We start from the raw sequence: 11,990 nt of genomic DNA on the forward strand, positions 1-11,990 counted from the left end.
ATTAGAGAGTGGGCCTTATAAAACTCTTTCAATAACTAGGAAAATATGTAGTTACCAGTAGAAAGTTCACAGTTGTTGCTTTTACTTATACAGATTTTTTTACGCGTATTTTCTTCGTGTTTTAATCGTTCAAGTTGATTCGGCTCGATTTCAGCAATTCTGATAAAGATAAATATCAGCAAACATTCTTTTATCGTTCAAATTTCAAGCCTTTTAAATAAAATCTTTTCACATGGAGATTCTAATCTCCTTTTTTTATTTGGAGTTATTCTTTGAAGAATTTCTTGAAATAATTGTAAAAAGCATATTTTTTGATAAGATATGTATATTGTAAGGTAAGGCGATTAAAGGAGGTGCTGACAATTATTAAGAAGTACTTTTTATTGATCGGTTTATTAATTTTATTTTCTTTTATTAATCATAGCCTATTTAACCAAAATGAGAATGATGAAAATAACAAAGAATTTCATGTTCAAGATAACAAAACCGTCGGACCTCAAGAAGAAAACACAAAGCCAGAACCTAGAAAACCAGAATCCTATACGGCAACAATCTCAGCAATCGGTGATATTCTAGCCCATAGCCCGGTTTATAAAGAAGCCTATATCGGAAATGATCAATATGATTTTACGGAGATGTTTACGCAAGTCAGGCCATACATAGAAAGAGCAGATATTACTGTTGCCAATAGCGAAAGTATTATTGGCGGTCAGGACTTGGGTGTTTCAAGTTATCCTCTATTTAATAGCCCGTATGAACTGGCGGATACCCTGAAGGCCGTTGGGGTAGACGTTGTGAATATGGCTAATAACCATACATTGGATCGTGGTGAGCAAGCCATACTGAATGCAACGAATCACTGGAACGAGTTAGGGATAACCTATGTCGGTGTTGCCAAGGACCCAAAAGAATCAAGGCAAATCAAAACCATGACAGTAAATAAAATCACCTTTTCATTTTTAAGCTATACTTATGGAACGAATGGTTTAAATGTGCCTGAAGGGAAAGACTATCTTGTTAACTATATAAATGAAGAGAAAATGATTCAAGACATTCAAAAGGCTAAGGAAATTTCTGATCTTGTGGTATTAAATTTACATGTTGGAGAGGAATACAGCCGGACACAAAACGATTATCAAGAAAAATTAGCCCAATTAGCTGCCGATAACGGTGTACATATCATTTTTGCCCATCACCCACATGTCCTGCAACCTGTGAAATGGTATACAGGAATTGAAGGAAATCAAACATTTGTCATTCACTCCTTAGGAAACTTTCTCTCATCACAGGATAAATTGCACAGGCAAATCGGTACGATACTGGAGTTGGAAGTCTCGAAAACGATTACTTATGGACCCGATGGCCAAGCAAATACACTCATCGAGGTGAAAAACCCTAGACTTTTGCCAACCTACGTTAAATTTTCGAATTGGAAAGATTTTGAGATTATTCCCATGTATCAATTAACCAGTGAAAGTTTACCAAATGCTGCGTCGACTTATGAAGAAATAAAAAAGCACATGTCACAATACGTTCCCACTCTCGAATTTATTGAATCCTAATTGCAAATTATCGAACCAAGTTAGAAGGAATTATCCTTTTTAGCTTGGTTTTTCTATTCATAGAGCTTCTTCACTTGGTTATGTTAATTAGTAAGAAACTTTAGGAGCGATCCATCCATGCAAGAATTTAAAGTGACTTATTTTTTTGATGAGCAGCACTACGTGAGAAGATTTATACACGTCGAGTCCCAAGAAAAAGCGCAAGAACTCGTACGAAAGGAAAGAGATCAATTCATTCAATTTACCGATAGTCGGGGTATTTATCATGAATTAAATACAAGCAATGTTCGGGTAACCCAGATCTCGGCGTATCATCGTAAGAAGTAATATTATTGACCGATATAAGACAGCTATACGCATTCCCAAAAGAAAGGAGACAGTCAATGCCACTACATCACTATATTGAACAATATTTTCAGCAAAATATAGAAGCCAGAAGCAAAGGGATCCCTTACGAAAATCCTGCGCTGGAGAAACGGCCGAAAGTGCTAAATGTGGAAGACCGTATAATAGATGCGAATACACACCAAATCCCCATTCGAATCTATACACCCGATGATAATGTAGTTTTTTACCCCCTCTATGTTTTTTTCCACGGTGGAGGATTTATACAGGGCAATTTAGAATCTCACGATGTCTCCTGTCGGTTACTTTGCCAGCTTTCAGGCTATAAAGTGATATCGGTTGATTACCGATTAGACCCAAGTCATTCTGTCTCAGCGGCTTTTCAAGATTGCTACATGGCAACAAAGTGGGTTATTAAGAATGCTGCTGAACTTGGGGGACGACCAGAAGATGTGGTGGTGGGGGGACCAAGTGCAGGGGGAAATTTGGCAACAGTTGTCGCCATACAATCCATTCTAAAGAATGATTTCCAATTAGCCAAACAAATCCTTCATTATCCAGTTATTGATATTGATGTATCCATCAAAGGCAGCGAATACCAATCAAGAGAACTTTATAACGGAAAATACGGCGTTGATATTACGAAAAGCCATGCCGATTTACTTCATTATGAAGGGGAAAATGGTTCTTACCAATCGCCTCTTTCAGAAGATAAGAAAATCCTATCACAAATGCCGAAAACCTTGATTTTTACGGCCGAATATGACCCTCTTTGTGATGAGGGGGAACTTTACGCCGAAAAGTTAAAAGATGCCGGGGTTGATGTAAAGCTGGTACGATTTGATGGCGGTATTCATGGATTTATGCAGAACTTTCCTGGATCTCCTGACTACATGCGCGGATATGACATTACAAGCGAATTTCTAATAGGTGATTAATAAGGAGTAGTACGATTTCCATAGGGGATTCGTGCTGCTCTTTTATATATTGAAAAACGCTAAGTGAAATAAATTTTTTACACACTTCAAACGTATACATACAGTATCAGTTAGAAGGAGTGTGCTTAATAATTGGAAATCCTTTTTAAAACGTTACTTTTAATTCATATTCTCGCTGCAATTTGCGGACTTGGTGCGACATTTGCTTCACCTTTTATCATGAAGAGTGCACGAAATGTCAGAAGTGCATTTATAGCACATATGGTAAATGCCCAGATCGAAAAATTAGCGAAAATAGGCAGTATTTCTTTGTTAGTCTCCGGATTTGTAATGGGGTTTATTCACCCACATCTATTCACTACTGGCTGGTACATAACTTCAATCGTTTTATACATTCTTACTCAACCCATCGTAGCCTATTTATTGCCTAGATATGAAAAAGCAATGCTTGAAATACTGCAGCAATCAAATGGAGAGGATTTACCGAGCGAATATATTCAGATTGCTAACAAAACAAAGCCCTTAACACTTACAACTTACATCCTCTTGGTCCTTTTGGTATTTTTAATGGTTTTTAAGCCGTTTTAGTGGTTGTCGAAAGGAAAAAATATCTCGAAAATATACTTGGATGCATTTTCGGGCTTTTTTTGTTTCGCAAAGCCGCTATCTATACGAAAGAAAATATTAATTTGTATAGATTATTTTCAGTTTCAGAGAGTCATTTTCAACCCCTGCTGAATACACTAATAATTGCAGAAGAATGTCGAACTAGGAGGCTAGTAGGTGAAGGGGATTTTCATTTTTATTATGTTTGCAGTTCTAGTTGGTTGCAGTAATCAAACTTTTAATGAAGAACAAAGCCGAGTAAATTCCACTGGTGAAGAAAAGCACAACGAAGATGATGAATTGGTCAATGATGAAACTCCTGCAAAAACTGATTTGGAGGAAGAAAAGCCATCTTATTTAATTAACCTGATTGACCCGAACACAGACGAGGTCATTACCTCCATCTCTACAAAAGAGCTAGGGTTTCATACGGATTATGCCAGTTATGTAGCACAAATCGAACAACTAGCAAAAGACTTAGCTCGAGGTACTGAGACAAGTGAGGGGTATGACCAACGTATGCTGTTGGATAGAGTGGATGAGGCAGGTGAATTAGTAAAAGGTTCCCCTATGCTTGTGTTGAAAGAAAGTGAGCTCGTTGAAAGTATTCTTGCTATTTCTCCGGAAGGGGGGAATGTTGAATTGCCGCTATATGTAACGGAAACTGGCTACAAGCGAACAGAGTATGACACGCTGGATGATGTAACTGTGGCTTCTTTTACTACTTACTTCGATGGTTCGGTTGCCGGTCGGACACATAACATCAACCAGTCCTCGGATGCCATATCAAAGGTGATTGTTGGGGTAGGTGATTATTTTTCATTCAATACAACAGTGGGCCCAAGAACAAAGGAAACAGGCTATCAAGAGGCACTGGAAATCATTAACGGCGAATTTGTAACAGGCATAGGTGGAGGGATTTGTCAGACGTCCTCAACTCTTTTCAATGCTGTCGATCAACTAGGTGTTACTTACGTTGAAAGACATCATCATTCCCGGGATATTGGGTATGTACCACCGGGAAGGGATGCAACTGTTTCCTATGGAACTCTTGACTTTCGATTCAGGAATACAACCGATTTTCCTTTTATGATTGTATCGACGACTACTGAAAATTCAATTACTGTTGAAATTCAAACTTCACAAGATTATGCACAATAGTCTTTATGGTTGCATCTCCAAGTAGACACTTCATATGTGTCTATTTTTTTTTGCAGAAAGGATATTTATTAATACAAAAGTATTATACTTTAGAACTACTTCTCATTTATTATTTAGTAGTAATGTTCTAAATTTATATTTTATTCCCATTATTTTTGGTATATAATAAATTCTGAAAATAATAGTGTAAAAGGGAGGTTTTTACAGTTCGAACTTCATTATTCATACGATTGAATAATGAATTGCATCAAGGGGGGGATTTTATTGATACGAAAAATGCAAAAGCCAAAAAATCAAAATCTGCAAGAGTATCTTAATCCGGAGAGTAAACTGAAAGTTCGAAAAGGTCCAAATAAATTCGGAAAGCAAAAGCTTCAGAAGGACCCAAGGAAGCAAGGTCGGATGATTAGTATCCGTACAAGGTTCATTAGTGCCATTTTATTTATTTCTATTATTCCGTTAATAGCTGTTGCTTCCTTTATTCAGAATAATAATAGCGGTATCTTGATAGAAAAAGAACAAGATGCCATGCAGAAACTTGCAGTGAGTAAGTCACAATCCATCGGGCAATGGTTTAAATCGCAATTATCGGAAATGCAGGTAGCTGCTGCTAGTGATGTCATGAAGACGATGAATGGCGAAAGGATATTGCCTTATATTAATATGCTGGAAAACCGTTCTGACGAATTTGAGACGATGTTTGTGATCGATAAAGAAGGAACTGTACTAGCGCATACACTCAAGGGAAGTATTGGTGCGGATTATAGTAAGCAAAGTTATGTTGCTAGTGCATTTGGTGGGAAATCTGTTTTTTCAGAGGTATTAACATCGGATGAAACAGGTAATCGGGTGGTCATTGCAGCTACACCGATTATAGATGACAAAGGTTTGATTGTAGGTATATTAGCTGGTGCAGCAAATCTTGAATCTTTGCTTGATACATACTTGGCAGAAGAAGGGGATAGTTCCAACTTAATCACGCTGGTTGATGGGCAAGGGGTTATTCAGGAACATCCTTCAGAAGATTTGATTGGAAGCCACTTCGAAAAGGCTAATCTGGGGGCTTTAAGCTCGTACCTAGAAAAAAGCACGCAGGAATCCGGTATTTCTACATTTAATTACAGTGATGAAAAATACATCATTGCCTATACACCGATCGAATCGGCAGGTTACGGATTAAGTATTTATACGCCTTCAGAGGATATACTTTCTGACTCAATCGATCTTCGTGATAAAACAATACTTATGATCATCATTGCTGCTGTGGTCATTATTTTAGTAACCTTCATCATTGTTAGGAGTATTACAAAACCAATTTTGATTCTTTCATCAAAAATGGAAAGAATCGCAACCGGAGATCTTACAACAAGGATTATTAAGACAAAACGGCGGGATGAAATTGGGCAACTATCAAACAACTTTAATCTTATGATTGATAATATTAAGCATCTTGTTTCTGAAATTAAAAAAGCTTCCGACAATGTGCTTTCTTCTTCCGAGGAACTATCAGCAAGCTCTGACGAAACAGTTCAAGCAACAGAGCAAATTTCTGCGTCCATTCAAACAATTGCATCCAACACTGAAACACAAGTCAGCTTTACTGATAACGCGAAGACAGTTGTTGCAAATATTTCGAATGGCATTACAGCGATCGCCGAGAATATTCAAAAAACAAACGAACTTTCCAGCAAAGCGGTTGATGCTTCTACCTCAGGTTCAGAAGTGATCGGTACTACGATTACCTTCATGAAAACCGTGGAAGAAAAAACCAACGCAGCATCTAATACAATCAATGGGCTTGGGAAAAAATCATCCGAGATAAATGATATTATTTCGGTTATTACAGAAATTGCCAGCCAAACAAACCTGCTTGCACTCAATGCTGCCATAGAAGCAGCAAGAGCTGGCGAATATGGCAGAGGTTTTGCGGTCGTAGCAGGTGAGGTACGTAAGCTCGCTGAACAGTCGAGTAAAGCTTCCGGTCAAATAAGTGAGTTGATCAAAGATATACAAAACGAGATTAACTTATCCATTCAAGCAATGAATGAAGGCAATTCTGCCGTAAACGATGGAAAAGAATTAGTAATAAGAGCTGGCAGCGAGTTTGAGGACATTGCACAGGCTGTCGACAAAGTTTCACTTCATATGAAAGAGATATTGAATGAGAGCCAACATATTAAAAACTCTTCAGAGAAAATGGTTGAGGAAATTGACCATATTTCCAAAATATCGATTGAAGCTTCTCGCAATACGCAGGAAATAGCCTCTGCCTCAGAGCAGCAAAATAGCTCGATGGAAGAAATCGCGGCTTCTGCTGATAATTTGGCAACCATGGCTGAAAATTTAAGATCTGCCGCGCAAGCTTTCAAAATGTAAAAATATAAGGCAATTTTTTCGTTTGTTAGGCGAAAAAATTGCCTTTTTGCTTACCAAATTTAAAAGTATAGTTCAAACCTTTACCGACATCCTATGTAAAGATAGGAAATGGAGAGAACATTTATGTTTAGAGGACCTAAAAAAAATGTAACCAATACTAATGAGCAACAGAACAAAAAAGAACCTGATAAAGTACCGATTCCCCCTTCGCAAACTGAGTTTCTCAGTAAACTAAAAGAGACAATTCACTCACCAGCAGATTTGGTTGTCAAATATATCAGCGAGACAGTTACAATTACATTTCTTGACTTTCTAATCGATGGGAAAACCTTAAATGAGCAAATATTGCCTACTTTAGAGAAAGTAATTAATACATCTCCAAAAGTAATAAAAGAAAGCCTCCTAATAGCGGAAGTCGACTTAGTTGCCGAGCTTAATCAAGGTATTCTTGAAATGTTGATTGGCGCAGTACTGATACACGTAGAGGGGCATTCCGAACTCGTCATTGCCAAAATTTCCTCTTACCAATCGAGAGGTTTATCAGCTCCCGAGAACGAATCCCAAGTAATCGGTTCACAGGTAGGATTTAATGAAAACATAGCGACAAATATATCACTAATCCGCCGCTATATAACTAATCCCAATTTGTGCAATGAAAAATTCACGGTAGGGAAAGACACAAGGACCTCGCTATCGGTTTTGTATATTGACGGAATTGCAGCCGAGGAGCACGTAAATACTGTTCGACAGAGGATTAGCGACCTTGACATACTAGATCTTCTTGATAGTGCTGTCCTGTCCGAATTGATAGATGATAACTCTATTTCTATGTTTCCTCAGTTCCTATTAACAGAAAGACCCGATCGATTCTGTGATGGTCTTCTAAGCGGAAAAGTAGGGATAGTTGTTAACGGAAGTTCGATGGCAATTCTTTGTCCATACAGCTTTATTGAATTTTTCCAAAGTAGGGAAGACCAAAATCTTCGATGGCCCATAGCAACATTCATACGTTTATTACGTTTTTCGGCCATTTTAATATCCATTTTTTTCACACCTATCTATGTTGCAGCTTTAACTTTTCATTACGAGGTTATTCCTCAGCCTTTATTAGTTCCCTTAAGTGAATCAAGAGCAATCGTTCCGTTTCCTCCCATAGTTGAAGCATTAGTTTTGGAATTAATTATCGAACTGCTTCGGGAGGCAGGAGCAAGATTGCCGACTAAAGTCGGACAAACCATCGGAATCGTTGGTGGTATCGTCCTGGGTACAGCAGCTGTACAAGCAGGTATTACAAGTAACATATTGATTATTATTATTGCTTTATGTGCATTATCTTCGTTTACAACACCCAACTATCTGATGGGGAATGTAATCAGGATTTTGCGTTTTCCGGTTATAATTTTGGCAGGCTTTTGGGGATTTCTCGGTATAATGCTGGCGTTTTGTTTTATCATGATTCATTTATTAAGACAGTCGAGTTTGGGTGCACCTTATATGGCACCAATTTATCCACCGAGATGGAAAGATTGGTCGGATAGTTTTGTAAGACTGCCGCTGCCGCTTATTAGACGTCAATCAGTAAACTCAAGAGAAACCCATACTATACAAAATACTAACGACAGCTTTGCGAAAGAAGAGAAGGTGATTGAATGAAGTCTGCTCTCCAAATCAGTAATGACCAAAAAATTAGTTCTTCCCTCTTCTTTTTTGTTGTAACAGCAGCCCAAATTGGTGTTGGTATCCATGGTTTTCAACGGGTGGTTGTTAAAAATGCAGGTAATGACGCGTGGATTTCCGTGATATTGGCTTCGTTATTTGCACATATTGTTGTCTTTATCATGATAAGGACACTCGCGTTATATCCTTCTAATGACTTATATGGAATCCATCTCGATATATTCGGTAAATACTTCGGCGGTATTCTGAATTTTACCTATGTGCTATATTGTACATTTGCTTTCTACTCCGTAATCAGGAATTATATTGAGGTAATCAACACATGGGTGTTCCCCAATCTATCGCAGTCATTTATTGCCGCTGCATTGCTGATCCTTGTCATTTACGCTTTTACTGGTGGATTAAGAGTTTTGGTTGGGGTCTGCTTCTTTAGTTTCATGACTGGCCTATGGATCTTAATAATTTTGTTTATGCCTTTGGAGTATGCTCATTACAACCACATCTTACCGATATTAGGTAACGATTTAAAAAGCATCTTTAAAGGGGCTTATTCCATGACCTTTACCATCGTTGGATTCGAAATAATTAATACGCTCTATCCATTTGCCAAGGAAAAAAAGAAAGTCCAGAAATATGTTCATCTGGCTTTGCTTTTTACATTATTCATATATCTGTCAGTCATTCTTGTTTCACTCGTTTATTTTAGTGAAGCCCAAATAGAAAGAACCCTATGGGCAACTCTTACTTTGTTTACTGTCATCAAACTTCCATTTATAGAGAGAGTGGAAATAATCATCATTTGCTTTTGGATGATCATTATATTGCCGAATCTTTGTTTATTTTCTTGGGCAGCATATCGTGGAGTTAAGCGATTCAAAAGTATTAATGAAACTACTTTTATATGGATTTTCAGTATTTTCATTTTTTTTGCTAACATCCCAATCCAAACACGAACTGAAATAGATCAAATGAACAACTTTTTTGCTAAAATTGCTTTTTATATCGTTTTTATCTACCCCTTTCTTCTCTATATCATGGCTAGTTTGAAGAGTGTATTGAGGAAAGGAGGAAGTAAAGAATGAAAAAAATTAAAGTACTAATCGTTCTGTTACTAAGTTGCCTATTCATTATTGGATGTGCAAATCAAAGAATCCTTGAAAGAATAGGTTTAGTTACATTGGTCGGATATGATGTAGCAGAAGAAAATAAAGTGACAGCTACCTCCGTTATACGGCAAATCAATCCAGAGCTCCAGAGTAAAGTTGAAGTGCAATCTGAAACTGAAAGTACAAGTAAAGGGACCCGTGTTAAAGTGGATATGAAAACTTCAAAAAAATTGGCAGCTGGTCAAATGCGAGTATTATTGTTCGGGGAAGATTTAGCGAAAAAAGGCATTGAAGAAGCTATACACACTACCATGATGAACAATGAAATTAGTACAAGTATTTATTTGGCTGTTGTAAAAGGATCCTCAAAATCACTTCTAGAATATCCATACAAGGATGTAACGGATGTCGGTCAACATATTTATAACCTAATCGATCATAATATCAAGCAACAGCATACCGTTTCCTCAACATTACATGAGGTAGTTCGGGATAATTACTCCGAAGTGCGCAATTTTGCTTTGCCTATACTTCATAAAAAAGGCGAATTTATCGAAATTGATGGCGTTGCCTTTTTTAGCCATGGTAAGATGGTTGGTTCTCTCCCGGCTGGAGATAACTTTTACATTTTAATGATGCAAGATAATTTTAAGGAGAGTACCCTTGAGCTTGTTCTGGATGGGGAATCGATAGATGCATCCAAGTTTCAGGAAAAACAATTGCAGATAGCCGTGGATTCCGTCAAAACCAAAAGATCAATCAAGGTAGTAGACCCAGAACTAAATGAATTTGATTTAAATATTGATTTCAAATGCAGGCTATTGGAAATTAATTCTTTAGTTCCGATTAACGATCCGAAGCTAGTAGAAAAAATGGAGAAAGCGGTAAACCAGAAAATCGAGAATGAAGTTTCACGCATTCTTGAGTATAGTCAGGAGATCAATTCGGATATTTACGGGTTTGGCGAACAATACAGAGCGCACGTTCGGGGTGGAAAACTTACTGATCAAAAGTGGAGAGAAAAGTTCCGAGAAATGAAAGTAAACATAAATGTGGATGTTGAGATTATACGAAATGGGGTATTTGAATAATTTCGTGGTTGCTTCATATTTCAAAGTGATTGGGGAATGATAAAACTAATCAACAATAGACAGGTTGGATGTATAGTGTTTGACATGAACATAAGACAATTTCTATTCATTGTACTCATCCTTTTTCTTACGTTAGATGGTTCCCGGACAAAAGCCGAGGAAATGCCACAGGATGAATCGACCACCCAAAGAACGATCAAAATTATCGATCCATTCACTAAAGAAGTCGTAAAGAAAATTACACCTACCGATTATGAATTAGTTACCGACATCGCCCAATATAAAAAAGAATTGGAACAATGGGTCCGTAAATTTGCAAATGGATCCAAGAACAGCAGTGGCTATTTTAAACCGATGATTCTTGATAAGATAGACAATAGCGGAGAAATCATTAAAGGCAGACCTCTGATAAAAATAAATGAAGAGCTGCTTGTGAATCAAATCGTTCAGCAATCTTTTTCTGGGGGAGAAATTGAATTACCCCTTAATTATTTCCAGAGTGATTATAGTCCAAAGGATATCCCCTATTTAAATGAGGTGGTATTGGCATCATATTCCACGCATTTTAAAGCATATAAGACGGGAAGAAGCAAAAATATAGAACTATCGGCAATAGCCATCAATAATGTGATTGTCGGAAATAATGATATTTTTTCGTTTAATTCCGTCGTGGGACCAAGGGATGTTGCAACAGGCTATCAAATGGCCCCTGAAATTATTAAAGGCAAGATGGTCATGGGAATTGGTGGTGGAATCTGCCAAACCTCCTCTACTTTATTTAATGCGGTAGATAAGTTAGAGGTTAAAATCGTTGAAAGGCATAATCATTCAAAGGATGTTGGTTATGTACCAAAAGGAAGGGATGCTACGGTCTCCTTTGGTGGTTTGGACTTTAAATTTCAGAACACATTAGGGGTTCCGTTCCTTGTGAAAGCTTATTATCAACCAGGAACCATTACCATACAGATTAGAACATCAAAGGAATACGAACATATTCTAAAAAACGAACTAAGTTGATTCCCAAAAAGACACGATTCCAAGTGTCTTTTTCTTTTGTACATAAAAATTCCTGGCTTGAGGATTAGGATGTAAAATTGCATAATGAGATTAATAGAAAATGCAGCTTTT

The 11,990-nt window shown here is 37.4% G+C and carries 9 protein-coding genes; all 9 read left to right on the plus strand.

What is annotated here, in order from left to right:
- The first annotated feature begins 383 nt into the window (after positions 1–383).
- The 9 genes from QYB95_RS03340 (at position 384) to QYB95_RS03380 (ending at position 11,879) form a co-directional block, all read left to right on the plus strand.
- Positions 384–1,562 (plus strand): CapA family protein, encoded by a 1,179-nt coding sequence (locus QYB95_RS03340; protein WP_301136679.1) that lies wholly within the window; start codon positions 384–386, stop codon positions 1,560–1,562.
- Positions 1,563–1,945: 383 nt separating this feature from the next.
- Positions 1,946–2,845, plus strand: coding sequence for an alpha/beta hydrolase (locus tag QYB95_RS03345; RefSeq protein WP_301136680.1), 900 nt, complete (start codon positions 1,946–1,948; stop codon positions 2,843–2,845).
- Between the two features lie 132 nt (positions 2,846–2,977).
- Entirely contained in the window at positions 2,978–3,433 is a 456-nt protein-coding gene (locus QYB95_RS03350; RefSeq protein ID WP_301136681.1) for a DUF2269 family protein, read from the plus strand.
- Positions 3,434–3,628: 195 nt separating this feature from the next.
- Positions 3,629–4,612 carry a VanW family protein gene (locus QYB95_RS03355; RefSeq protein WP_301136683.1) on the plus strand — a complete coding sequence of 328 codons (984 nt, stop codon included), beginning with the start codon at positions 3,629–3,631 and terminating at the stop codon, positions 4,610–4,612.
- A gap of 264 nt (positions 4,613–4,876) precedes the next feature.
- The gene (locus tag QYB95_RS03360; protein WP_301136684.1) at positions 4,877–6,988 is read left to right on the plus strand and encodes a methyl-accepting chemotaxis protein; all 2,112 of its coding nucleotides are present in this window, start codon (positions 4,877–4,879) and stop codon (positions 6,986–6,988) included.
- Positions 6,989–7,111: 123 nt separating this feature from the next.
- A complete protein-coding gene (locus tag QYB95_RS03365) occupies positions 7,112–8,641 on the plus strand; it encodes a spore germination protein (RefSeq protein WP_301136686.1) in 1,530 nt (509 codons plus the stop codon).
- Positions 8,638–9,747, plus strand: coding sequence for a GerAB/ArcD/ProY family transporter (locus QYB95_RS03370; RefSeq protein WP_301136687.1), 1,110 nt, complete (start codon positions 8,638–8,640; stop codon positions 9,745–9,747). Before QYB95_RS03365 ends, QYB95_RS03370 begins: the two co-directional genes overlap by 4 nt.
- Complete coding sequence (locus QYB95_RS03375) at positions 9,744–10,862, plus strand: Ger(x)C family spore germination protein (protein ID WP_301136688.1); 1,119 nt, start codon at positions 9,744–9,746, stop codon at positions 10,860–10,862. The genes QYB95_RS03370 and QYB95_RS03375 overlap by 4 nt, the downstream gene beginning before the upstream one ends.
- A gap of 84 nt (positions 10,863–10,946) precedes the next feature.
- Entirely contained in the window at positions 10,947–11,879 is a 933-nt protein-coding gene (locus QYB95_RS03380; protein ID WP_301137053.1) for a VanW family protein, read from the plus strand.
- Positions 11,880–11,990 lie beyond the last annotated feature (111 nt).

Origin of the sequence: Ureibacillus aquaedulcis (genome assembly GCF_030418165.1) — a bacterium.
Classification (GTDB): domain Bacteria; phylum Bacillota; class Bacilli; order Bacillales_A; family Planococcaceae; genus Ureibacillus; species Ureibacillus aquaedulcis.

What these genes read in the sequence shown, in the direction of transcription:
- QYB95_RS03345 (WP_301136680.1), top strand. Translation starts at nt 1,946, where the DNA reads ATGCCACTACATCACTATATTGAACAATATTTTCAGCAAAATATAGAA.
- QYB95_RS03365 (WP_301136686.1), top strand. Translation starts at nt 7,112, where the DNA reads ATGTTTAGAGGACCTAAAAAAAATGTAACCAATACTAATGAGCAACAG.
- QYB95_RS03370 (WP_301136687.1), top strand. Translation starts at nt 8,638, where the DNA reads ATGAAGTCTGCTCTCCAAATCAGTAATGACCAAAAAATTAGTTCTTCC.
- QYB95_RS03375 (WP_301136688.1), top strand. Translation starts at nt 9,744, where the DNA reads ATGAAAAAAATTAAAGTACTAATCGTTCTGTTACTAAGTTGCCTATTC.
- QYB95_RS03380 (WP_301137053.1), top strand. Translation starts at nt 10,947, where the DNA reads ATGAACATAAGACAATTTCTATTCATTGTACTCATCCTTTTTCTTACG.